Here is a 24,933-nt window from a genome sequence, read left to right as displayed (position 1 = left end):
AGCCACGAGGTGCAACCAACGTGCTCAACCAGGCGTCGACGCAACCCCACGCCGGCCCTGTGATCCGGACGAGATCGAGCCAAAAAGCAACCGCACGACATCGAGCGTCTGATCCCTGGCGATGACCAGCATCGCCCCGAGATATGACACTGCTCCAACCGCAACGCTGATGCTCAGCGTAAGCGTTGGCGGAAGCTCGGGAAGAAGATGTCTGGTGGCTGCAATGCACGCCACCATGACCATGCAGGAGGCCGTCGGGCCGACGAAGACCCGCAAGTACTCCGACACTGGTTCCGACAACAGTCGGGAGGTCTTCATCACCGCGAACGGCCATCGGGCGATGGTTGCGATCAGGACGGCAGCCAGAAGCACGGTCACGCCGAATCTCGACATCAGCAGCAGGATCCCAAGCGTGACTATTCCGGCGGCAAGCTGATAATAGAACCACCAATGCGCATGACCACGGCTGTTGATCAGGCTTCCCTGAATCACACCGATGCAGGCCATCAAGCCCAAGCCACAATTCAGCCTGATCGGGGCAACCGTATCAACCCAGCGCGATCCGAATATGACGGGAACCGCAAGGTCCGCCACCATCGTAAACCCGATGAAGACTGGAAACGACAACGCAGAGGAGAGAAAAGTCGCAAGCAGGAAGCCTTTCCTGACCCGATCCACATTCTCCTGAATGGCTGAGAACATCGGATGAGCCACTGCGCCGATCGGCGCAGCTAGCACATTGAGGATCATTTGGAACAGGTTCCGGGAAAAGGCATAGACGCCCGTCTGATGCGGCCCCAGGTACAGTCCCACGATCGCGGGATCCGCCTGCGTCGTCAGGGCCTGCATGGCGCGAGTGCCCGATGAAAACCCGCCGTAACGCGCGAGCGATTTGAGCGCATCCAGGCTGATCCGGAATTTCGGCCGCCACCCCGCTCCCCACATCGCGGCCACCGCCGCGGCGACGGATGAGGACAGTTGCGCGATGAGGAGAGCCCAAACGCCATAACCGGCGACGAGAAGGAGCACGGTCAGCGCCGCCGATACCACTGTGGCAAGCAACGTCCGGCCGGCAATCAACTCAAAGGACATTCTTCGCGTGATGATGGCCTGCGGAACGATACCGGCGGCATCCGCGAACAGCCTGAGTCCGGCGACGGGCAGCAACACCGCAATCCATTCCGAGCCGAGCATTCGGCTGAACGGTCCACTGCAGATCGCAAGCACGGCATACGCGACGAGCGCGCAGATCGTTGCCGCCCAGAAGATCGAGTCGAGATGAATGTCGTCAACGGACGACCGCTGAACGATCGCCTCGGCGAAACCCGACGGCAATAGCACTGCAAGCAACGCGACCAGACTGCCGGCAAGGGCCACGACACCGAACTCGCCCGGACCGAGATAGCGCGAAGTCACCAGGAAAACGAGAAAACCGGCGAGCGACGGTATGACCGAGTTGACGCTCGACCAGAACACGCCCCGGATCGCCCGAACGGCGTGTGTGCGGTTGCCGGGTTCAGTACCTACCATTTGCAGATTTCTTCCCAGCTCGTGAGCTCCCGGCGCGATGACGGGCGGTCACCTTGAATGTATGGAACCGTGCAAAGACTCGCTTGCGCGAAGTTGACGGCCCAGCGGACAGCTTCCGATCGCGCGCAACTCGATTGCCATCAGACGCTTCCCCGGAGCGGAATCGGCGGAGCGCGCGCTCGACCGCGACCACGCGCCCCATCCGTTGCCAGCCAACCGAGGATGCCTGGCAAGTTGTCACAGCTGTAGATGCAAGAGGCAGGCCTGCCCTTCGACGTTTGTGCGGAACAAGTATCAGCCTTCAACCAGCTCCGAAATGCGACCAAATTGTAGCCGGAGACGTCAGACTCGACTGGCAGATATTGGCTGTGCCCGGTTTCCTCGCCATCAAATGCAAGCAATGGGTCGGAAGCGTGTCACATACCTGGATTCCGTTGCTGGATCATGACCGCGAGCTGATCCGAGACCGCAGTGTCCATGACCTTGCGGCAAAACAGCAGTTCACCCGCGCCGTAAATGCCATCTATCTTCAGGCGCGGATTGGCGCGAAACATCGCGATGTGACGCTCGCCAATTTCCGACGGATTTGCGCCGCCCCCGCTCCAATCCGAATAGGTGAGACTGCGCCGCATGTTCGGACGAAACAGTGAGTTCGCCAGGATGGTCTGGAACACCATTTCATCCGGGACATGGGTACTCTCATAGAATTTCATGATCCTCGGATTGTCGGCCACGAATTTCTGGACGTAGATGCAAGCATCGCGCGTCAGCGCCCACCATTGGTTACCGGCGTAAGGGGTTAGTTCGCCGAGGTACTTCCTGTAGTCGCGCCCCTTCTGCATCAGGCCGAGTCCGCTAATCAGCCGACGCCCTTTGCCGCTGCACCAACCCAGCGGCCCGGGGCGGCCCTTGTAGGCCGTCAGGCGAGAAAGCGGTTTCGCGGCGGCCTCGGACGGCATCGCCACCGAATCGATGAATTGAATGCCGTTATTCTCTATGAAGAAACTCTCGATCTCGGTCGTCGTACGCAGCGGATAGTCCGCGCCGCTGATTAGAACCAAATAGTCATAGCGACGAGGCGCCGCCAATGCTGCCTCCATGAGCACAAGGGCCGCGCTGATCAGCGAATAGTCGCCCCAATAGATCGGAATTCGCTTTGCTATGAATTGTACATCGGAACCGACCACCCGCAGGAACGGGTCGATGTCCGCCTGGGCGTCGATATGCACAAACATTTCTGTAGTCGGAGACCGCAGCTGACGGACCAGTCGAGAAAGCTGCTCCGGATGCCTGTGGGCAAGGATGAGATACGCAATCTTCATGTTCCTGTCGTCCCGCATGACCAAGTAATCGCACCAACGAACGCAAGATTTGCGGCGAAGCCGATAACGTTGGGCCCTGAGGTGATTATGAGAGTCGTCGGTTCCTGTACCAACGATCTCGCAATGGACTGGTGTTCAAAAAGCTGATTGCTTAACGCAGTGAGGCCCAATGGGGTCCCGAAAAACCCGGGACATCAAGGTCATTGGATTGCGGGGTGCGCACCTGCATCATGCGCATGCCTGCCCCGCTTCAGTCGACTGAAGGCAAGGCGCCGACCCCGTGAATGTCTGCCCAGGGAGGAGGCACAAGAGTCCGCTTATTAGTCAGCCGCCGGCTGGGCCACGGTGACAGACGAGCTGACTTCCAGCAATCGCTGGCCTGCACCTCCGCGCTTGACCGCGAAGACCGTCAGGAATTGCGAACGCAGCCAGCGCGTCATCGCACGCTCCACTTTGAAGTAGACTAGAAATCCGACCAGCAGCGAAGCCGTTGCGGCGAGAGCCGCGAACAAAGCAAATTGCGGCACACCTTCCAACGGTAGCCGAAGAAACAGGCGGCGAAATACGAAGAGGGTCAGCGCGTGCGTCAGATAGATCGAATAGCTCGCATCCCCCAGAAATCGCAGCCAGCGAATCTCGGGAATCTTGAATGATCGCTCGGCGGCGACCGCGCCGACCATAATCAACGCTGCGCACAGTCCGTTTTGCAGAAACAAGTACGGAAGCCGCAAGATATGCGCCGCGAACAACGCCAGGAAGCCAGCCGGCAGGAGCAGCCAGACGTTAGGAACTTTCCCGCTCAGGAACAACCATCCCAAGACGATGCCGGCCGCAAATTCCAGCATCAGGGGATGCGTGTACATCAGCAGCGGGTGCGTATACGTGCGGAAGATCGATTCGTCGGTGGCGGCAAACTGTCCCAGCGTAACAAGCAGGGCAATCAGACATAGCGAGATCAGCAGCGGTTTACGAAAAAAAAGGCCAACCGCAAAGATCAGGTAGAAGAACATTTCAAAATACAGGGTCCAACCCGGGTTCAACACCGGCCAGATCGTGCCGGTAAAGATCGAGCTGTGATGTGGAATGAACAGCGCAGAAAGGATCACGTCGTTCACGAGCGCGATACCGGGCTTCGCCCCGCCAGACAATAGAAGCAAGCTAGCCGCGGCGAGTGTCAGGATCCAGTACAGCGGCGCGACCCGGATGAGCCGCAATCCGGCGAAGATCGCAGGTGTCTCAACCCGCGACGAGACGTACATCACCACGCCGCTGATGATGAAGAAGATGTCGACCCCGGCCTCGCCCATGTCGAACTTCTCGAGCGGATTGTAGAGATTCGGCCACGGATTTCTGATGTGGTGCAGGACCACCATCACGGATGCGACACCGCGCAAGTACTGGATGGTCAAGAGCTGCGTAGGTGATTTTTGATCCGGCGGCATTCCAGGAGTCATCTGTCGTTCACATCAAGAAGGGAGAAAGCGTGCTGAACCGATCGGTAGAGAGCAGGGTAGTTCCAAGAGAGGGATCGTCACGGCTGCACTACGACCTATCGCAAGGGAACGTCGAGCCCCGTTTCATAGCTTTGCCACAAACCTCTCGCTGACAGTTCATGCAACCACGATGACCAATCCGGGCGGCAGCAGTCACTTGGTGCTATGCATCTGCCGGGCCAACAGGACATGCTATCTTGCCGGAGCCATCGCGCGATGCGCAGCATCAAAGCCCACGACGTCCATGCGAGACAACTCATGTTGACCTTCATCATACCGGTTCGCCATCCGGCAAATTCCAAGAACTGGGACGCCCTCAAGGCGCGGCTTGCGCAGACCATAACATCAATCTCGGGTCAGAATGGTGACCGCTGGCAAGCCATCATTGTGGCGAATGCCGGCGCAGACCTGCCTGCCCTACCGAAGGGCTTTTCGGTCGAACGTGTCGATTTTGCGCCGAACCTGAAACACGAACGCGGTGCCACAGACGACGTCGAGGTTTTCCGTGATTTCTTCCGCATCGACAAAGGACGTCGCGTACGCGCGGGAATGCTGGCAGCTCGGGACACCACCTTCTTCATGATCGTCGACGATGACGATTTTGTCAGTTCCAGGCTAGCCGACCACGTCGCCAGGCATCCCGACGACAATGGATGGTACATCGACCGTGGCTACATGTGGACCGAAGGCACCCGGCTGCTCGGTGCCATCTCAAAGTTCTTCATGCTTTGCGGCACGTCGCACATCATCAACGCCCGGCTCTACGATCTCGAGAAGCTCAAGGGAAACGACGCGGACGACTACATGAAGCGCATGCTTGGCAGCCACATCGCCGTCGCCCAGGAACTGGCCACAGCGGGAACCCCGCTATCGCCCCTCCCCTTCTTTGGCGCGATCTATCGGGTCGGACATCCGGGGGCCCACAGTAATTCGTCCGGGCTGATCGCAACCTTCTTCAACAAGGCGACGCTTGCCCATCCGCTGCGTTTCATCAAGACCGCGCTCTCGCTGAGGCTGATGACGCCGAAGCTGCGACGCGAGTTCTTCGGAGCGGAGCGGGCATAGCGAACCTGCCATGCCGCCGAAGCTGACTTGCACGGATGAAGGCGCCGCCGACGCCGGCGCGCACCTTCATCAATGCGACTGCGCCTGCACTTCCATGTACAACAGCTTGCACACAGTCGCCTTGGCCGGCTGGACGACATCCGTGCCGCACGTCGCCGGACTGGACAGCGTCTCCTTTCCACTGCCGTTGGTCGCCTCTGCAGCCAACCTGCCAAATAGGATGTAGTTTCCGGGGCTCTGAATGGCAGGCAGTGAGGCCGCGACAATAACGGAGCCGTCGGCTCGCTTCTTGTCGGGCTCGACCCGAAGTTTCGCATTGGCCGACGACACGATGGATCCCGTTGCCTTGTCGTAAATGGTGAGCTGAAGCGTCCGGTTGGATGGATAGTCGTCCGGGACCTTGAGCGGAATTTCGACATCGAGCTTGTCGCTTGTGGTTAGCGCCAGGACGCCCGCGTTGGGCTTCTTGCCCACCACCACCTTGCTGACGCCCAGGAACGCCGGCTTCGCCATGTCGTTGAGCGGCGCGGAATAACCAAATTGCTTTGGATCCGGCGTCAATTCGCTCGGACCACATTGCCGGCCTCCGCGCTCGGAGGTTGTGTACTGACAAACGCGGAGATAATCGATCTTGAAGGTCTGCGGAAACGCCGCCTCATCAACGCCATGCCGGCCCGCCCATTTGCTGCCGCCGACAGCGAAGTTGAGATCGACATGCGCGGGCGGTCCGAGCTTTCCGTCGCTGCGCAGCCACTGGTAATTGCGCGTGTAGATCAGCTTGCCATCCCAGAACAGCGATATCTTGTCGGGCGCCCACACGAAGCCAGCAGTATGCCAACCCTGATTGAGGTCCTCGCTTCCATACATATTCTGGAACTTGAGCTCGAAAGAGCGATCGACATAGGTGTATTGCTGCGGATTAAAGGGCGCCACCACATTCGAGTGCAGCGAGTTCGCCTTGTCCTCGACGCCATTTATGACAAATTCGAAGATGTCGATCTCCGGCGGATGCCAAGTCTTGCCATCGATGTCGTAGTCGGCCTCGAGCCAGAACGCCGGCCAGACGCCCTTGGCGTTGGGCAGGAACACACGCGCTTCATAATATCCGTAGTAGAACGTTCGATGACTGCGGATCATGGCGGATTCGTACAGGCTGACCGATCCGGGCATCTTCTTTGCAATCAGGTTGAGCACGCCGTCAGCCACGACGTGGCCGTCGCGATAACGTTGGTTCTCGTCGTTGAAATGGTCCATCGTCTCGTTGTTGTAGAGATAACGCGTGGCCCACTTGGTGCGGTCGAGCTTGTCGCCGTTGAACTCGTCAGAAAACACCAGTTCCCATCCCGCAGACCGCGCCGGCGTCGGAATGGCAGTGAGGATCATCAATATCGGGAGGACGCGTTTGCCAATCTCGGCGAGGATCATTCAGCTAGCCTTTTGCGCGTGTGAAATTTCGATGACGGCGACTCCTGTCTTCATCAACAGAGCTCGCTCAAGTTGACAGCCTTGCGTCGGTAGGACAGGTTAGCCTCGCACTCTAGGAGTTTCCCGACGTTCAGCCATTCACATTGACGAAATGGATGAAGACGGGAGTTTGGCTTCGCATAAGACACGTCAAGCTTGGCCATGATGTGGTCGGACTGCCGAATTTTTGTCTGGAGAATGACGAAATTTGCGGCAACACCACTTGCTCTGAGCAAGCGACAAATCAAACGTGAGAGAAGTTGTGGCAACCGACGCTACCATACCGGCCTTCGTCATCAATCTTGATCGGGACGTTGCGCGATGGCAGGACATTTCGAGTACGCTGACGCGGCTCGGGATCCCCTTTGAAAGACTCCCCGCGATTGACGCCAGGAAGCGCGCGACGCTCATCCGCCGGGTGATCCGCCGCGAATTTCACTTTACCCCTGCCAATCGCTCGATGAAGGCAGGCGAAATCGGTTGCTACCTTTCGCACATCGCCGCGCTGAAACGCATCGTTCGCAGGAACTTGCCGATGGCCATCATCCTCGAGGACGACGCCGCGTTCGACGAACGCTTTGCGCAATTCTATCGGCACGATCTGTCGCGCTTTCTGAAGAGGTGCGACATCGTGAAATTCGAGGGCATTCACTATGCGCATACGTCGAAATCTGGCGTTTCGCTCGTCAAGGGCGAAACGGCCCAGCTCGTCGTTCCTCTAAAGCCTGCGTTGGGATCCGCCGCCTATGCCATCACCGGAAAGGGCGCAGTTGAGCTGATCAGGGCACTTTCGGTCGCCGACCGACCACTCGACCACAAGCTCGTCTATTACGATCGGCACGGGATTGATTTCGCCGAGACCCAACCGTTTCTCGTCAGCCAGGCGGCCTACGAAAGCAGCATCGAGCCGCGCAATCTCGATGCTCCCCCCTTGCAGTCCACGGAGCGGCTTCGCCAGAGGCTTGCCTCCATCGCTCGCGGCACAAAGCGGATCACCTACGTTGCAAGGCTCCTTGTCAAGCGACGCCTGCTCGCCGCGAAATCTCCATCCGTCGCGTGATCCAAAGTCGCCGTTGCTCGGCCTCGGCATTCCGTTCTGAGCGTTGTTTCGAGATAGAGCGATGAAGAAGGTTCTCTGGATCGCCGGCCGCGTCCCCTCACCGCTCTTTAGCGGCGATGCGCTCTATACAGCGGGAATGCTTACAGCGCTCTCAAGGACCGAGCGGGCTGCCGTCACGGTCGTCGGCACGCGACGCGAGAACGGGCCGATCGAAGACCGCTTGCTCCGCTTGCCGCGCACGGCCTTCCCGGAGCCGCCGTGGCCAAGGCGATTCGGAATTCTGAGCCTGCTCACATCGTTGCCAAGGGACGCCTACAGTCTCGCACCGCCCTTGATCGGGACTGCTCTGACAGAACTCTTGAATCAACACTGGGACTGGATCGTGTTCGATCACGCCCGCTCCGCCGCGTTCTTGCCGACGGTTTTACAGCAGCGAAAGCAAGCCTCAATCTGCTATGTGGCGCATAACGCCGAAGAAAAGATCCGGCGCGAGATCGCGAAGGACTTCGCCAACCCGGTGCGGCGGACGATCATGCGCTGGGATGCTGAAAAGTACCGGCGGCTGGAGCACCGCATCGTCAAGGTCGCCAACCGCATTGTCTGCATCACCGACGTCGACGCAGCTTATTTCGCGCCGTCAGGCAAGACCACGTTCGTGGTGCCGCCGATCTATCTCGGAACGATCGCGCCGAGCGATTGCATCGAGCCAACCCGGCCGCGATCCATCCTGCTACTCGGCTCATTCGAATGGGTAGCAAAGCAGCGCAATCTCGAGCACATCGTTGGCACGTTGCTTCCCGTGCTGAAATCCAAGAACGTCACTCTCGACGTAGTCGGAAACGTTCCGGAGGCCATCCAGGCCCGCTATGCCCATGAGCGACCGAATCTGGTGTTCCATGGCCCGGTTGCCGATCTCTCGGGCGTGGTTGCGAGGTCGCGCGGCGGACTGGTCGCGGAGACGCTCGGTGGGGGTTTCAAGCTGAAACTGTTGGATTACGCATTCGCGAGGCTTCCCATATTCGGACTTCGAACGGCAGTCGATGGCACCACTACCGATGAGCAATCGGCCATGTATCTCGCGGACACCATGGAAGGCTTGGCAAATGTCATCATCGGCAGTATCGACGACCTCGCCGTCCTTAACCGGAACCAGGCCAAGCTGTTCGAACTGATGTCGAGCCGCTTCGGGCTCGAGCAGGGAACCGAGCGCCTTCGTGACATCCTGCTCCGGAGGGACTGACGTGACGTCAAAACTGTATTCCGATATCGGCCGTTGCACATGACCGGAGTGTGTTAGCGTGATCTCGATCCACCCAGGCGAAAGCCGCGATGACCTTTGAGATTCAAGTTCCTCTGGCGGCACCGGCTGGGGTGACGCGGCCGCAGTTAACGTCATCTGACACCGAACTCAGCAAGTCGGGGAGACGTGCCATATGGGCATCGATCATCTCCGTTCTGTTCCTGTCGCAGATTGCCTACAATATCAGCGCCTTTCCGGCGTCGACCGATCTCATCTGCTATGCCCTCGTAACGGCGTATCTGTTGATGAGTGGCTTCGCCTCGATCGGGTTCCTGTCTCTGGCGCTGTTCTTGGTCGCCTTGATCTTCGCCTGCTTCGGAACCTATACCGCGACAACGTCGACGTCATGGACGTCGTTGATGCTTCTTTTCGTTCTCTATGCTCCGTTCGCCATTCGGCTGAAGGGGGCACCGGAGGGTGTCCACGAATATATTCTGTCCGCCTATGTCTCGGCAGCAACGGTCATCGCCGGCATCGCGATCGTGCAGATCGTGCTGGTCAACGCCACCAAATCGTCGCTTCTGACCAACATCTATTTCAGCCTCCCCGAAGCCATTCGTGGTGCCGGGCACTACACCTTCGTCCGCGAAGGCGGCGGAATCATCAAGCCAAACGGCTTTTTCCTCCGCGAGTCGGCTGATCTTTCCCTCGTGGTGGCGCTGGCCCTCATCATCGAGTTCGGGTCGCGGGCGAGGCTGCGCACTATGGGCATTCTCGCGGCTGGACTGCTTTGTTCGCTTTCCGGCTCCGGCCTGCTCGCAATCACCGCTGGATTGTTGCTGCCGAGATCACTCGCTCGCATTCCGCTCTTCGTCGTCTATCTCGTTGGCCTGATCCTGGCGCTGTACCTGCTCTACAGTTTGAACATTCCGGGCCTAGACCTGTGGTTCGACCGTCTCTCCGAGTTTCAGACACCGAATACAAGCGCTTATGCGCGCTTCGTCGCACCGATGGAAATGATCGGACACAGCTTCGACAACGGCCCCCTTACCACATGGTTTGGCAACGGGGCAGGCAGCTATCTGAGGGACGTCCAGCTGTATCGCATGAACTATGAGGTCAACGATCCGACCTGGGCAAAGTTGATCTATGAATACGGCTTGCTCGGGTTTGGCCTTATCGCAGCTATTCTTCTGCAACGGCTGTATTCGAGCCGGCTGCGCGTGGAGATTTGCAACTTTCTCGTGTTCAGCTGGATCAGTATCGGGGTCGTGCTGAAGCCAAGCTTCGCGCTGATCGTCTGGCTGCTGACACTGGTGGGACCCCCAGCGCGTCAGTCGCTTCAACGCCTACCCTCGCAATCGGGCTGAACCTCCGCTGGTTTTGCGTGCCGTTCAGGTCCGGCGAGCCAGATTGCCCACTCCGTCTCCGAGCGCGTTCCTCGTTCTACTGATGCGCTGCGCCGGTCCATGACGGACCTCGCGGCGCAAAAAAAACGCATAACATCCACACGAACAACGAACTCTCCTGGGAAGATGAGAAGCCCCACGGGAAGCCGACGCCAGTGATGCTGGCCGCCGCGCTTCGCGCCGAACTCACCCGAAATGCGATGGACGTAAGGCCGCGCATGCAAGGACGCGGCACGGACTTCTGTGGGCGTCATTCGGACAGTGGTCGTCACTACTGGAGACAGCCTTTGGCAAAGCTTCTCTCCATCCAATATTTGCGAGCGTTTGCGGCCTTCGGGGTTGTGGCGTTTCATGCGCAAGGCTTCACGTACGGACGGACGCTCGTCATCGGCAGCGCCGGCGTGGACGTCTTTTTTGTCGTCAGCGGGTTCGTCATGTGGACCGTGACCGCCTACCGCACGCAGGCGCCGACAGATTTCTTCCTGAACCGCATGGTCAGAATTGTTCCGATGTACTGGTTCGTGACGCTTTCTTTCGTGTTCGCGGCGATGGTCTTTCCGATCCTGTTTCCACGGCTTGTTGTCAGCACCACGCACACTCTCGCCTCACTTTTCTTCGTTCCGATGCGATCTCCGAGCGACGGCGAGATCTGGCCAGTGGTGGTGCCGGGATGGACCCTGAACTACGAGATGTTCTTTTATGCCGTCTTTGCCATGGCACTCGTTCTGGAGAATACCACGCGACTGGTTTTCCTGGCCGCGGTATTCCTTGTCCTGACCTTGATCGGCCGTCTTTACACCGGCGGCAGCCCGCTGATCGTTTTTTACACCGCCCCGATCGTGCTCGAATTTCCGGCCGGGGTATTGCTGGGCAGAGCATTTGAACAAGATCGCCTGCCGCAGCTTCGCTGGGGTTACATCTCGCTGACTGCTGGTCTGCTGTTGCTTTTCGTTTCGGTCAGATTCGAGATCGACTCGCCACGTGCGATGGTCTGGGGAATACCGGCATTCCTACTCGTCGCCGGAGCCGTCATCATTGAGAAGAACAGGGGCGTCCCTCTTGTTCCTGCCCTTGCCGTGCTCGGCGACGCCTCATATTCGGTCTACCTGACGCATACGCTGACCATCTCCGCGATCGGGAAGTTCAAGGCACACTTCAACCCTTTGTCGTTTTTCGCCGCCAGTCTGGTCCTTTCCGCCTTGATAGGCGTAGCGGCATGGCGACTGTTCGAGCGCCCGCTTGCGGAATTTCTCAAGCCGCGTCGCAGGGTCCAGCAACCGCATTTCGCCGAGTGAAGGCCTCCATGTTCGCGCTAGGCCAGCTCTCGCCCCGCACTTGTTCCTGGCGCTTTCTTCACCACCCGAAGCAGGCTAAGCGTTCTTCTCATCCATTGCGGCCGCGCCGTCGGCACATAGCGCCAGCTCACCACGGACCGGCGAAGGCCGCGCGGCCCAAACAATGCAAAAATCATCCACAAAAATAACGACGTCCGTTGCGCCTGTGAAAAGCCCTGCGGAAACGCCCGTGCCTTGAAGGTGGCGGAGGCAATCTGCATCGCGCTGTCGTCCGCAATCGGATGGATGTCCGGTCGCAGGGAGTACGACGCGGCGCGCAGGCACAGGAACAGCAAATTCCTGTTGAGCGCGCCGGCATCCACCGACATCCCGGCACTGCTTGCCACTTCAGTGAAGAACTTGTGACGCCGACGGGTCAGGTCGACTTCCCGCGCGAAGCGGCTGTCGTCCAGATGCAGGTGCGCGCCATGATTCAACCCATGAACCCGATAATCCACCAGCGGCTTCGGAATCGTGATGACGTCGCCAAATACAGGGGCTGCTGCAATCAAGTAACTGTCGGGCGCGCGATCGACAAAATCAGATTCAAATCCAAAGATTTGGTCGACCACCGCCCGCGGATAGGCACTGCCCGATCCCGGCGGCGTCGGATAGACACCAGTCGTCGCCACCCATGTGCGGATGTCTTCGGGGGTGGGGTGTGCAAAATATTGCGGGAGGATGCTGCCCGTCGGATTTCCCTTGGCGTCGACGACCCGCATCTGAAACTGGAATTTGCTGGCCGCATCGGACCAGACTGCCGCAATTTCAGTCATGATGTCCGGATGAAGTGCATCATCGGAATCGAGAAATATAACGACGTCGCCGGTGCAGCGGCGGAAACCGTTGACACAAGACGGCATCTGGCCGGCATTGGCCTGATTGATGATCGTAATCCTGTCGGCGTAGGCCTCGATGACCTCGAGCGAATTGTCCGTCGATCCATCATCAACGACGATCACCTCGACATTCGGCCAGCGAATGTCGAGCGCGCTCTGGACCGCAGTGCCTACATAATCGGCGTAATTGTGATTTGGAATTACGACCGACAAAACGAGTTCATTCGTCACTTCGGGTTCCTCACGCGCAATCGAAACCAGGTTCTTATTTCGTATTTGCGCGACGTGACAACGGATTATCGCAGCGCGCTCTCGCTCTGCCTGCTTGACCACGACAAACTTGTGTCATCGCACTTCGAAGATGTAGCGGCGTTTTCAATCGCCATGAAACTGTCGAATTATGGATAAAGATTGTGGCTAACAACAATGAGGGGGAACGCAAGCAAGGTGGGCAATCACCGTGTTGCCAAAAAAAGGAACGGCCGTGTCCGCAGAGCTGTATCGAGAACTCGCCTGGCTTCCAAAACCTCCTTCCGATTTCTCGATCCGCTGCAAAGAACTGGCAAACGGTTCCGGCGGCGCCGTCGGAAAGAAGATCAGAGCTCTCGCGACCCACGCGCTCGATGAGCAGCAACTCTCCCGGCTGGGTCGGACAATTCGATCACTGCAACTCAGCGGCATATCGCTTGCACCGCTCACGCCCTTTCGCCTCGGCCTGATCGGAAACGGAACGCTCGATTTAATCGTTCCCGTCTTGGTTGCCACGGCCGCCCGTCATGGTATTGCGCTCGAATGTATCACGGGCGCTTATGATCAATTCCTGCAAGAGTCGCTGGAACCGGATTCCCCGCTCAACAAGGCGCGGCCCGACGCGGTCCTGCTTGCGCTCGATCACCGCGGGCTGTCCCTGCAGCCCTGCCCGGGAAATGAGCAACTGGCCACCGAGGCCGTTGACGCGGCAATTAGACTTCTCGATTCGATCCGTGCGAGCATATCGCGCAACAGCGGTGCGCTGTGTGTCCTGCAGACGCTCGCCGCGCCGCCCGAGGGGCTGTTCGGATCCTTCGACCGCGCGCTGGCCGGCACGGCGCGCAATCTGGTCGATCGCGTCAACCAGAAGATTTCCCAGGCGGTGCTGCAATCGACCGACATGGTGCTCGACGTGGCGGGCATCGCCGAGACCGTTGGCCTTGCCGACTGGCACTCGCCCGCCCAGTGGAACCTGGCGAAGCTGCCGTTCGCGGATGCCCTGGTTCCGCTTTACGCCGAGCATGTCGCGCGCATCATCGGCGCCATGCGCGGCAAGAGCCGCCGTGTTCTCGTGCTTGACCTCGACAATACCGTCTGGGGCGGTGTGATCGGCGACGACGGCATGGAGGGCATTCAAATCGCCCAGGGCGATGCAACCGGCGAGGCGCATCTTGCCGTGCAGCAACTCGCGTTGACTTTGCGTGCGCGCGGCATTGTGCTCGCGGTGAGCTCCAAGAACACTGACAGCATCGCGCGCAAGCCGTTCAAGGAACACCCGGACATGCTGTTGAAGGAAGAGCATATCGCGGTGTTCCAAGCCAACTGGAACGACAAGGCGACCAACATCCGCGCCATTGCAAAAGAGCTCGCGCTGGGCCTGGATTCCTTCGTCTTCCTGGATGACAATCCGGTCGAACGGGGCTTGATCCGGCAGGAAATCCCTGAGGTAGCGGTGCCGGAGCTCGAAACCGATCCGGCGAGCTACGCTCGCACGCTTGCCGCGGCCGGCTATTTCGAGGCGATCAATTTCTCCGAGGAAGACCGTGCCCGCGCCGAAATGTATCAGGCCAATGCGCGCCGGCTGAGCCTGCAGGGTCAAGCAACCGATCTGAAGTCCTATCTGCGGTCGCTGGAAATGCGCATCGTCTTCGGTCCGTTCGACCGGACGACGCGCGCCCGCGTCACCCAGCTCATCAACAAGAGCAACCAGTTCAACCTGACGACGCGCCGCTACACCGAATCCCAGATCGAGAAGCTGGAAGCCGACGACAGCGTCATGACGCTGCACGCGCGGCTGATCGACAAGTTCGGCGACAACGGCATCATCTGCGTGATCATCTGCAGCGCGACCCGGCACGACACCTGGACGATCGACAGCTGGCTCATGAGCTGCCGAGTGCTCGGACGATGCGTCGAGCAGGCCGTGCTCGCCGAGATCGTATTGCGGGCGCGCACGGCCGGCATCACGACCCTGGAGGGCATCTATCTTCCGACCGACAGGAACGAGATGGTCCGCGAACACTACGGCAAGCTGGGGTTCTCGCGTCTCGACGATGGGACCGACGGAAGCAGCCGCTGGCAACTCCGGACCGACATTGAGCTGGAGGATTTGCCGATGATGGTCCAGCGCGAGGAAAAGCAGTTTGAGCCGGCCTGATCTGGTCAGATCGCCGACAAACTTGAACGAGAACTTCGGACAGCCTCGAGCTCACGGACATGAGTCTGACATCCCCCCTGTTTTTTGCGTTTCTTGCCGCGGCAGTCATTGCCTTCCACATCAGTGAATCGGTCGTCTATCGACGGTTCGTGCTGGGGGCCGCGAATGCCGTCTTCATCGCAAGCTACCTTAGCGACGTCACGCAGGTGTTGCCGCTGGCCGCCTTTTTGGCGCTCGGCTATGTCTGCATATCCGCGCTCCACCTCCGCCAGTCGACCCTCGTGCTGGCGGTGGGTGTCGTGGCGATACTTTGCTGCTATGTGTTCCTCAAGCGCTTCTCGTTCTTCGAAGTGTTCGGCCAGCTTTCGTTCCCCTATCTGACCGTCGGGCTTTCGTACATCCTGTTCCGGATCCTGCACATCATGGTCGACGTGCGGTCGGGAGATCTGGCCGAGCGAATCGGTCCGCTGGCGTTTTTTCGCTTCACCTGCAACTTCCTGTGCTTCGTCTCCGGTCCGATCCAGCGCTATCAGGATTTCAGCACGATGGATGGAAAGGCGGCGGTTCAGCTCGACCAGTCCGTGGTCTACGCGGCGTTTTCCAGGATCGCCACCGGCTATGTGAAGTTTGTCATCATTGCCGCGACCGCCGACTACGCCTTCACGTTTCTCAGTCCGCACCTGCTACAGCCGACCGGCCTGCCGTTACTCAAGCTATGCGCCGTCTATGCGACGGTCGCATCGCTCTACACGGTCTATCTGTATTTCAATTTTTCCGGATACATGGACATCGTGATCGGCATCGGAACCCTGCTCGGGCAGCAGTTGCCGGAGAATTTCGACAAGCCGTTCTCGGCGCGCAGCTTCCTCGAGTTCTGGCAGCGCTGGCACATGACGCTATCGCAGTGGTTCAAGCTCTATCTCTTTAACCCGCTCGTGATGCTCCTGATGACCTGGCTCCCCTCGCCTGCGCTCACGTCGTATCTCGGCGTGCTGGCGTTCTTCATCACGTTCGGCGTGATGGGCGTCTGGCACGGCACGACGGCGGTCTTCGTGATTTACGGCCTCCTGATGGGTGCCGGCGCAAGCATCAACAAGCTCTGGCAGGTGGCCTGCACCGAGCGCCTGGGCAAGAAGCGCTATCGCGCACTCACCCAGTCCACCGCCTACATCTATGTAGCGCGTGGCCTCACGATTGCCTATTTCGTGCTCGCACTGACCTGCCTATGGGTCCCCGAACTGCCGCAATTCACCTATCTGTTGGCGCGGCTCGGCGTCGCCGGCGTCGTGGGCACCTTCGTCGTGGTAGCCGCGGCGTTCAGCATGGCGGCGTTAAGCCTGGATCTCATCCAGGCTCGCCTCCGCATCCCGATCACTCTGTCGGCAATCCAGGGCAGCGAGATCACAAAGAATCTGCACCTGGCAGGCAAGATGATGGCGATCGTCGCCGTTGCTACCCTGCTGCACAAGGCTCCGGACTTCGTCTACAAGGCGTTTTGAAATTGAAATACATCCTTCGGCAGTCGGCGATGGCCTTGTTGTCCTTCGCTTTCCTTTACGTGCTGCTCGCCGGTGCGTCGTTCGTCGTCTTTCCGGATCCATCGCGCGCCGGTCCGCGGGATTTCCAGGCCGCGGAACAAACGCTTTACATGACGGTTCCCAAATACGTCTTCCTCGGCCGCAGCGTGCTGGCCAACCCGGACAGCAAGGTCATTTTGGTGGGAGCATCGAACACCGGAGTCGGGTTCCGGCAGAAGCTCGTGCAGGCGAACCTTGGCTGCGCCAAGGTCAGCAACCTCGCAATGGGAGGCGCCAACATTTCCGAGGTCAGGCAGGTGATCAATCTGGTCCACGAGGTGCAGAGCGATGAGGAGCGCCGACTGAACACCTTCGTCATCGGCGTCTGGTTCGGCATGTTCGTCGATTCGGACGTGAAATATGCGGAGGGCGACCGTCATCGCGGCGAGACGGATATCGATATCGAACGGTACCGGTATGGCTTCTACCGTCGTACGCAGAACGGCCCCGTCGCGGTGTTGCCCGCGCATTGGCTGGACGCGGGCGTCATGGCGATCCGACCGTTCCTGCTGCTCGAGAAGGTCGCGCGCCAGGCCAGAGCCGGCGTTAATCTCGCGCTGACCGGCCGCACCAGCGCCCAACGCACCGACGACGAGCGCGAAAGCGTCGTGATGTCGGCCGAGGACAAGCAGAAGGCGCTGGAATACTGGAAGGAGACCATGGGGCGCACGACCGAGATTTCCGCTGCCCAGGTCGAAGTCTTGAAACAGACCATCCAGGCGTTGCTGGACTCGGGGGAGAAAATTGTGCTCGTCGACCTGCCGATCCCAGCATGGCATCGCGATGCAAGCCCGTATCAACCGAGCTACCGGCAGGCGCTGAAGGACCTGCTGCAGGAATTCGGCGACCGGCGGAACTTCAGTTCGCTGAGCATGGACGACCTCGACAACGACCTCGACTATTCGGACGAGGTGCATGCCAAGCGGCATCTGGCCGATATCTGGTCGACCAGGCTGGCGGGAAAGCTGGATTCGTTCGTCTGCCAGGAGACACCTGACAAATCAGCACCAAAGGTCACCACCCTGCGCTCTTCGGAGCTGGTGACCGCCGCACCGGGCAACTAACCGGCAAGTTATCCACGCGCCGGCACCGCCAACACAATCGACAAAGGATGACGCAATGGAAAAGGCCGAGGTCTACAGCAAACTCACCGCTGTTTTTCAGGACGTGTTCGACGAGGATGACCTGGCTATTACGCCGCACACCACGGCCGACGACGTCGATGGCTGGGACAGCCTGTCCCATATCCGCCTTGTGCTGGCTGTCTCGAAAGCCTTCGGCGTGAAATTCTCCGCGACCGAGATCGGAGGTCTCAAGAATGTCGGCGAGTTCGCCGATCTGATCGAGAAGAAAGCGTAAGACCACGTGGACCGCTCGGCGAAAGACATCGCACCAGCATTGGCTGCACTGGCTTTCCATCACTTCGGGCTTGCGGTCGCATCCCCGGAGGAGGCCTTTCGTTACCTGGCGTCACTGGGCTATGGCGCGGGAAACTCTGCCTTCGACCCGATACAGCGCGTCAACCTCGCCATGTGGCATCACCCCGCGATGCCCGACGTGGAGGTGATCTGGCCGGGCGACGGTCCCTCTCCGATCGACAAGCTGATCAAGCGAACCGGCACCATGATCTATCACCTGTGCTACGCATGCCCCAAAGCCGAGCAGGCGCTAGATGCCCTGGCGGCATCAGGCGTCGAGATCGTGCCGGTCAGCTCGCCCGAGCCCGCGATACTGTTCGGCGGCCAGAAAGTCTCGTTTCATCATGTTTCCGGTTTCGGTCTCATCGAGATTCTCGAGACCGGCACTGAACGCTGAGCGACTAGAGCATGAACAAAGATCATCCGTCAGGCCGCTTCGGCCACGTCAGCAGCATTTCATGCAGCCTTGTCCTCGCTGCGCTGCTCTGCGCATCAGCTGCGCAAGCCCAGATTGTCGGCTTTGGAAGATCATCGGCGCCGATGTATGGAGGAACCGGAGTGTCGCCGATGCCCGCGAACCCATTCCCCCCGATGAAGGGCACATATGCCCCCGCCCATAAGGCGCCGGACGGAACGGCCTGCATATCGGTCCATCCATCCACGCACCCGCAGGTCATCAATCCGAAGATCATTGATCAGATCGTGACCGTGAACAACTCGTGCGGGCAGTCCATCAACGTTCAGGTCTGCTATGCGGGCAGCACGGACTGTATCACCGTGGCGCTGAATGGCTATCAGAAGCTGCAACGGATCCTCGGCATCTCTGCGGGTTCGACCTCATTCCGCTATGAATACCGCGAGTTGTATTGATGGCGCGCGCAACACCCACCGCAGTCCTTGTCGGACCACGCGTCCCAGTCGATCCAATGGGTGCGGTCAATCATGAGATCCAGGTGGAAAGCTATCGCACCGAATTCAGCACCTTCACTCGAATTGGGGCCTGAGCGCATGTCGAGCCCCACTCAGGCCATCGTCTTCGGAGGCGCCGGCTTCATCGGAACTCATCTGATGAACAGGCTCATCGCCTCCAGACAATACGATCGGATCGTCGCCGTCGATATCGGCAAACCGAGAAAGCAGATTGCCGGCGTCGAATACGTCAACCACGATGTCCGCGAGCCGCTCGACCCGAAGCTCGCGCGCGGAGCGTCCGTCGATATTTTCAATCTGGCGGCGATCCACACGACGCCTGGCCACCCGGAAGGCGAGTATTACTACACCAACGTCCTCGGCGCGGTGAACGTGTGCCGGTTTGCGAAGGAGACCGGCAGCAGGAGCATTATATTCACAAGCTCAATATCCATCTACGGCCCGAGCGAGGCCCCACTCGACGAGGATTCGCAGCCCGCGCCTGTCAGCGCCTACGGACGCTCCAAACTCTCGGCCGAAGCCATCCATCGGCTGTGGCAATCGGAGGACGCGGCAAGGCGGCTCACGATCGTTCGCCCCGCCGTCATTTACGGCCTTTACGAGCAGGGCAATTTCACGCGGCTGTCGAGGCTGCTGGAAAGACGAGCTTTCATCTATCCTGGCCGAACCGACACCATCAAGTCGTGCGGCTATGTCAAGGATCTCGTCTCGTCGATGCTTTTCATGGCGACGCGCAACGACGGGGTGTCGGTCTACAATTTCTGCTACGAGCGCCGCTACACGATCAGCGAGATCTGCACGGCTTTCTCGCAAGCCGCGGGCTACAAGAAGCCGACACTGACCATTCCGGTGTGGTTCATGAACCTCGCCGTCCTTCCGTTCGAGATGCTGCACAAGGTCGGCATCAAGACCGGGATCAATCGCGAGCGAATCCGGAAACTATGGTTCTCCACCAACATCCTGCCGAAACGGCTGGTCGCCAGCGGGTTCAAGTTCGAATACGACGTGGCAAGTTCGCTCGTCGAATGGAAACACGATTCCGGCATCAAAGACTTTGATTGATGACCGTGGTCGGTTCCGAGCAGGTTGCCGAAGGACCATCTCTGGTTCGGCACCTTTTTCACTGAACATCAAGGACAAGCGCAACTTGGGGGTTCCCGTTTCTGCCTGTGGAATCCGGGAACAGGCCACGCGAGGTTGCCACCGAAATGAGCTCTCCCGTCACAGTTCTGGTCATCATGGGTCGGGGCGCCCGTTCTGGTCGCATTGGCCGCGACAGTTTGCACACCCCTTTCCGCTCGATTGTCGATTTTTTTGTTGCATATATCCTGGCTTATCGCTCGCGATATCGCTGCTGAACGGCATGGGAATTGCCGTGTTGGTAATTAGCCGGGGCCGTACCTAGCGCGCGAGATCGTCCTGAACCGGTACACGTCGATGTTCGGCGGTTCCGGAAATGTATGATGCACCGCACTCTTGCTGACACATTTATTTGGCACGTTCAATCCGGTGATGCGTTCAGTGCGGGCTGACAGGTTTCAGCTTGCTTCGACACGGCACAATCCAAGAACCCAGGTCAGGTAGACGAGCCGGATGCTCCAAACTCGAATCCCCTCCCCTCGCGAGATCGAATCTCCCACCCAAGAATCGGCTTCGCTGGAGCAGACGCTTTCTGTCGTGGTCTCGCTGATTGGCCGCCAGTATCCCGTGATGATTTTCGTGATGTGCCTCTGCATGGGCCTTGCCGGTGTCTATTTGCTGACGGCATCAAAGCGATATACGGGCACTGCCGTGCTCTTGATCGACAGCCGCAAGATGCAGGGGCTGCAGACCCAGGCACCAGCGGGCGGCGACAGTCCGATCGACTCGGCCATGGTCGACAGCCAAGTCGAAGTCCTTAAGTCGGAGACCATCGCGACATCCGTCATCAAGCAACTGAACCTGCTCGATTCGCGGGAGTTCACCGGCAACGAAGGTGGACTGCTCACTAGCATCTCCGACCTGTTTTCCGGGCTGTTTCCGGAACAGCGTCCGTCCCAAGACGCGTTGATGCGAATCGCAATCGGCAAATTGGCCAGCAATCTCTCGATCAAGCGCGTCGGCCTGAGCTATGTCATCGAGATCTCCTATCAGGCGCTTTCTCCCGATCAGGCCGCCCGGGTCGCCAATGCGGTGGCCGACGGCTACATCAACGATTCATTGGAATCGAAATATCAGGCGTCGCGGCGGGCGGCGGTTTGGCTGCAGGATCGATTGAAGGAACTCCGGGCGCAAGCTTCCTCCGCCGAACGCGCGGTCGTCGACTTCAAGGCCAAGAACAACATCGTCGATGCCGGCGGGCGCCTCCTCACCGAGCAGCAGCTCGCGGAGATCAACAGCTCGCTCACCCAGGCCCGCGCTCAGCGTGCCGAGGCGCAGGCCAAGCTTGAGCGGATCACGTCCATTCTGAATGCGGACGACAACGACTCCAAGGTCATCCTAAACGATCTGGCGACCGTGACCGACACCATGAACAATCCGGTGATTACCAAGCTGCGCCAGACCTATCTTGATTATGCCGCGCGCCAGGCCGACTGGTCGAATCGATACGGGCCGACTCACCTTGCGGTCGTCAATCTGCGCAACCAGATGCGCGAAATCAGGCATTCGATCACCGAGGAACTGCGGCGTACGGCCGAGGTTTACAAGAGCGACCTTGCAATCGCGAAAGCGCGCGAGGAATCCGGTCAGAAGAGCCTGAACGACACAATCGCACTGTCCAACGGAACCAACCAGGCGCAGATCGCACTCCGCGATCTGGAAAGCAATGCGCAGAGCGCCCGGGCACTCTCCGACAACTTCCTCCAGCTGTACATGGTCTCGGTTCAGCAGCAATCGTTTCCGATTACTGAAGCGCGTGTGATCACACAGGCGTCCAATGCTCCCAACAAGACATCGCCCAAGACAACCCTCATTCTGCTGGCGGCGCTGATCGGCGGCGCAATCCTCGCTGGGGGCGTCGCCATCCTGCTCGACATGCTGGACCGCGTGTTCCGAACCGTCTCCCAGGTCGAGCAGCATCTCCACACCAGCTGTCTCGCTTCAATCCCAACGATCGGCAGCGAGCAGAGCGTGGGTCTATCCGGGCATCCTCTGCTGTCCAAAGCAGGGCGGCTATTCAACAGACGGGCGAAAAGAGCCCAACCGCCGGCGGCAAGGCCGGCCCCCGCCCAGGCCTCGGGTCTGCCGCAACGATCCGAACTCGGCTCCAGTTTCCCGCAGCCACATCGCGATCGTCTGCTTACCGCCAACGACAGCGTCGGCAGATACGTGATCAATTCGCCCTTCTCGCGTTTTGCCGAGGGCTTTCGTTCGATCAAGCTTGCTTGCGATCTCAGCAGCTACGGATCGTCCAATAAGGTCGTCGGCATCACCTCGGGGCTCCCCAATGAAGGTAAATCTACGATCAGCGAGGCACTCGCTCAAACCGTGGCACAAGGCGGCTCCCGCACGCTTCTGATCGACGGCGATATCCGCAATCCAAGCCTTACCGCGCGGCTTGCCCCCACGGCGAAGGCCGGCTTGATCGATGTCGTCCTGGGCAGGGTTAATTGGACGGAAGCAGTTTGGATTGATCCACAAACCAATCTGCATTTCCTTCCGTGCGTCGTGAGCTCGCGCTTTTCCAACTCCAGCGACGTGCTGGCCTCTCCCCAAATGGAACGTCTGTTCCAGCATCTGCGGGAGCACTATGACCGCATCGTTCTCGACCTCAGCCCGCTCGCGCCAGTGATCGACGTCCGGGCCACCGGAGCGCTGGCCGACTCTTACGTACTCGTCATCGAATGGGCCAAGGCCAAGGTCGATATCCTGGAGCGCGTGCTCAGCGAGACTCCGATCGTCCGCGAGCGCTTGCTTGGCGCAGTGCTCAACAAGGTGAACATGGCGGTGATGACCCGCTACGATATCTACAGCGCGGGCTATTATCGCAACCGGTATTACGAGAGATACGGATACGTCGACTGACGCGTGATCTGGGGACGTACAAGCGCCTCAACCACACCAAGCGCCGAAGGCGTTTGCGTGGGGTGGGGGCGTGAAGGCGTAACGTGCCTCGTCGGCGCGGTGCGCGGCCGTCCGCCGACTAACGGACCAATCCGGCTCCGTACGTACTGGACCGTCGTCAATGAGAGCGGCGCGATTAGCGAGACTTCGAAAACTGTTCGAAACCCAAAAAACGGCGGCCGTACTCAGCTTGATCGGGCATGCCATACCGAGACCCTGCGTCGACTCCCGTGAATTCAGGCCAGGGCGGCTGGGCCGGCGGTGCCGGCCAAGCGTCCTGGACCAAGGAAAGTCACTGGCGCGTGCTGATCTTCAGGATCTGCGCGTTGTTCGCGGTGACGATCGTGTCGTTGGCGGTGCCAATCACCAACCGAGCGAATTGCAGGAACTTGGCCGTGTCGACGGTAGCGGCGTTCGCAGCAAACAGCACGTCCTTGTCCCGCATCTCAAACTTGCTTGCGAGGAAGAAGGCGGCCGGATCCCGGAAGTCGGCGTTATAGACCACCGGCACTAGCGGCCCGGGATATTTCGAACAGTCGATGCCCAGTCGTTCCGCCAGCTCGCGCGGCTCGCGCCGATAGACATAGACGCCTGCGGGCTCGGCCTGCGCATCAATCAGACCGCCAGCCTTGGCCATCGCCTGCGCCATGCTGATCTTCCACATATCGAACGGGAACTGAGCCTGTCCTCCAAAACTTCCTCCTATCGTGAACGCCCCAAAAGCGAGGAAGACTTGCGGTTCGCGGTAGACATAAATGGTGTCGCCGGGATGTACCCAAATGTTGTTGGCCGGCTGATACATCAAGGCTCCAAACGGAACTGTGGCACGCTTGCCGGCGCGCTCGAGCGTCACCCAACTCTCCCAGCCCGGCCCCGACAGGCCACCGGCGCGCGCAATCAAGTCAAGGACCCGCTCGCCGGCCGCATTCGCCGTCAGACGGGCTGGCGTTTTCACTTCGCCCAGCACGCTGACGAGCGAGGTGTTTTGCGTGATCAGGGACACCACCACCTGCGGCTCGATAGCGCGATTTCCGATCGCCTTCACGATGTCCTTTTGGATCTCGGCCGGGGTGCGGCCGTTGGCCTTCACCGCGCCCGCATAGGGAACGGTAATGAACCCGTTCAAGTCAACGTTTTGGTTCGGCAAAGCCACGAAGTTACCTGGCCGCACACCGGCCTCTGCCGGGATAAACAAGCCTCCCGCGGCGGCTTCGAAGATCGACACCGCCACCGTGTCCCCAATGCCAAACCTGATGCCTGGCGGCGGCCGGTGATCAGGAAATGACCCCGCGATTGCGCCGGGGCCATATTCCTTCAGGATATCGACGACAGTCGCTGTGAGCTTGACCAGTGCGTAGTCAGGCCCTGATCGCGTTATCTCACTTTTGACAACGTGATCTTCCGGACCAGACATGGGCATGATCGCGCACCCCGCCGAGGACAGCAGAATGCCGAGCAAGACTCCCCAAACTAAAACGCTGCGTCTCAAGACTGATCCCCATCACTTGCCAGTTTAGATCTGGCCAGTTTAGATCTGGCCAATTTAGATCTGGCCAATTTAGATCTGGCCAAATCCCGAAGTGGCGCAAACGAAGCCGCAGGAGATGGTCAGAATAAGGAGAGAATGTCGCAGCCGAGAATATGAGGATGTAGTTGCAGCGCAGTTACAGATCGCCGGCCCCTCGATCATGAATTAGGCAAGGGCGCGCCTCATTTGCATCGCGTCGACGATTAAGTTCCAGGCAGGTCCGCATTTGTCGATGAACACGAGTGCGTAAGCGACTCTTTGGTTCTTGTTCCA

At 59.3% G+C, this 24,933-nt stretch carries 19 protein-coding genes; 13 read left to right on the top strand and 6 right to left on the bottom strand.

The window, feature by feature from the left end; all coding sequences use genetic code 11:
* Window positions 1-24: 24 nt before the first annotated feature.
* The 3 genes from AXW67_RS17610 to AXW67_RS17600 form a co-directional block, all read right to left on the bottom strand.
* Window positions 25-1,476, bottom strand: a complete 1,452-nt coding sequence (locus AXW67_RS17610; RefSeq protein ID WP_063678879.1) for a lipopolysaccharide biosynthesis protein — start codon at window positions 1,474-1,476, stop codon at window positions 25-27.
* Window positions 1,477-1,946: 470 nt separating this feature from the next.
* Window positions 1,947-2,852 (bottom strand): beta-1,6-N-acetylglucosaminyltransferase, encoded by a 906-nt coding sequence (locus AXW67_RS17605; protein WP_161491268.1) that lies wholly within the window; start codon window positions 2,850-2,852, stop codon window positions 1,947-1,949.
* Window positions 2,853-3,172: 320 nt separating this feature from the next.
* Window positions 3,173-4,294: an acyltransferase family protein gene (locus AXW67_RS17600; RefSeq protein WP_161491267.1), complete on the bottom strand. Its 1,122-nt coding sequence runs from the start codon at window positions 4,292-4,294 to the stop codon at window positions 3,173-3,175.
* A 309-nt stretch (window positions 4,295-4,603) separates the two neighbouring features.
* Between AXW67_RS17600 and AXW67_RS17595 the strand changes: the two genes are divergently transcribed.
* Window positions 4,604-5,410 carry a hypothetical protein gene (locus tag AXW67_RS17595; protein WP_063678909.1) on the top strand — a complete coding sequence of 269 codons (807 nt, stop codon included), beginning with the start codon at window positions 4,604-4,606 and terminating at the stop codon, window positions 5,408-5,410.
* A gap of 69 nt (window positions 5,411-5,479) precedes the next feature.
* Here AXW67_RS17595 and AXW67_RS17590 read toward each other — a convergent pair whose 3' ends face one another.
* Window positions 5,480-6,835: a glycoside hydrolase family 16 protein gene (locus AXW67_RS17590; protein WP_063678877.1), complete on the bottom strand. Its 1,356-nt coding sequence runs from the start codon at window positions 6,833-6,835 to the stop codon at window positions 5,480-5,482.
* Between the two features lie 289 nt (window positions 6,836-7,124).
* On the opposite strand from AXW67_RS17590, the gene AXW67_RS17585 reads away from it, so the two are divergent.
* From AXW67_RS17585 to AXW67_RS17570, 4 genes are all read left to right on the top strand, one after another.
* A complete protein-coding gene (locus AXW67_RS17585; protein ID WP_082907932.1) occupies window positions 7,125-7,934 on the top strand; it encodes a glycosyltransferase family 25 protein in 810 nt (269 codons plus the stop codon).
* 358 nt (window positions 7,935-8,292) lie between these two features.
* A complete protein-coding gene (locus AXW67_RS17580; RefSeq protein ID WP_161491266.1) occupies window positions 8,293-9,174 on the top strand; it encodes a glycosyltransferase in 882 nt (293 codons plus the stop codon).
* Window positions 9,175-9,263: 89 nt separating this feature from the next.
* Window positions 9,264-10,544: a hypothetical protein gene (locus AXW67_RS17575; protein ID WP_063678875.1), complete on the top strand. Its 1,281-nt coding sequence runs from the start codon at window positions 9,264-9,266 to the stop codon at window positions 10,542-10,544.
* Window positions 10,545-10,741: 197 nt separating this feature from the next.
* Window positions 10,742-11,878, top strand: a complete 1,137-nt coding sequence (locus tag AXW67_RS17570) for an acyltransferase family protein (RefSeq protein WP_082907931.1) — start codon at window positions 10,742-10,744, stop codon at window positions 11,876-11,878.
* Window positions 11,879-11,895: 17 nt separating this feature from the next.
* Here AXW67_RS17570 and AXW67_RS17565 read toward each other — a convergent pair whose 3' ends face one another.
* Window positions 11,896-12,987, bottom strand: coding sequence for a glycosyltransferase family 2 protein (locus tag AXW67_RS17565; RefSeq protein WP_051310644.1), 1,092 nt, complete (start codon window positions 12,985-12,987; stop codon window positions 11,896-11,898).
* Between the two features lie 253 nt (window positions 12,988-13,240).
* Here AXW67_RS17565 and AXW67_RS17560 point away from each other — a divergent pair, with 253 nt between their 5' ends.
* The 8 genes from AXW67_RS17560 (at window position 13,241) to AXW67_RS17525 (ending at window position 23,093) form a co-directional block, all read left to right on the top strand.
* Window positions 13,241-15,163 carry an HAD-IIIC family phosphatase gene (locus AXW67_RS17560; protein WP_035685070.1) on the top strand — a complete coding sequence of 641 codons (1,923 nt, stop codon included), beginning with the start codon at window positions 13,241-13,243 and terminating at the stop codon, window positions 15,161-15,163.
* Window positions 15,164-15,222: 59 nt separating this feature from the next.
* Complete coding sequence (locus AXW67_RS17555) at window positions 15,223-16,662, top strand: MBOAT family O-acyltransferase (RefSeq protein WP_063678872.1); 1,440 nt, start codon at window positions 15,223-15,225, stop codon at window positions 16,660-16,662.
* Window positions 16,663-16,691: 29 nt separating this feature from the next.
* Window positions 16,692-17,804 carry a hypothetical protein gene (locus AXW67_RS17550; protein ID WP_027552881.1) on the top strand — a complete coding sequence of 371 codons (1,113 nt, stop codon included), beginning with the start codon at window positions 16,692-16,694 and terminating at the stop codon, window positions 17,802-17,804.
* Between the two features lie 55 nt (window positions 17,805-17,859).
* Entirely contained in the window at window positions 17,860-18,099 is a 240-nt protein-coding gene (locus AXW67_RS17545; RefSeq protein WP_027552880.1) for an acyl carrier protein, read from the top strand.
* 6 nt (window positions 18,100-18,105) lie between these two features.
* Window positions 18,106-18,555, top strand: a complete 450-nt coding sequence (locus AXW67_RS17540) for a VOC family protein (protein WP_027552879.1) — start codon at window positions 18,106-18,108, stop codon at window positions 18,553-18,555.
* 11 nt (window positions 18,556-18,566) lie between these two features.
* Window positions 18,567-19,028, top strand: coding sequence for a hypothetical protein (locus tag AXW67_RS41970; RefSeq protein WP_145927680.1), 462 nt, complete (start codon window positions 18,567-18,569; stop codon window positions 19,026-19,028).
* A 138-nt stretch (window positions 19,029-19,166) separates the two neighbouring features.
* Window positions 19,167-20,150, top strand: coding sequence for an NAD-dependent epimerase/dehydratase family protein (locus AXW67_RS17530; RefSeq protein ID WP_027552877.1), 984 nt, complete (start codon window positions 19,167-19,169; stop codon window positions 20,148-20,150).
* A 531-nt stretch (window positions 20,151-20,681) separates the two neighbouring features.
* A complete protein-coding gene (locus AXW67_RS17525; protein ID WP_063678871.1) occupies window positions 20,682-23,093 on the top strand; it encodes a polysaccharide biosynthesis tyrosine autokinase in 2,412 nt (803 codons plus the stop codon).
* 331 nt (window positions 23,094-23,424) lie between these two features.
* Here AXW67_RS17525 and AXW67_RS17520 read toward each other — a convergent pair whose 3' ends face one another.
* Window positions 23,425-24,591 carry a polysaccharide biosynthesis/export family protein gene (locus tag AXW67_RS17520; RefSeq protein WP_035685059.1) on the bottom strand — a complete coding sequence of 389 codons (1,167 nt, stop codon included), beginning with the start codon at window positions 24,589-24,591 and terminating at the stop codon, window positions 23,425-23,427.
* Window positions 24,592-24,933: the final 342 nt, after the last annotated feature.

It is taken from the genome of Bradyrhizobium neotropicale (genome assembly GCF_001641695.1).
In the GTDB taxonomy this organism is placed as follows: Bacteria; Pseudomonadota; Alphaproteobacteria; order Rhizobiales; family Xanthobacteraceae; genus Bradyrhizobium; species Bradyrhizobium neotropicale.
The sequence above is the reverse complement of the archived record's forward strand: the minus strand, read 5'-3'. Positions and strand labels throughout refer to the sequence as shown.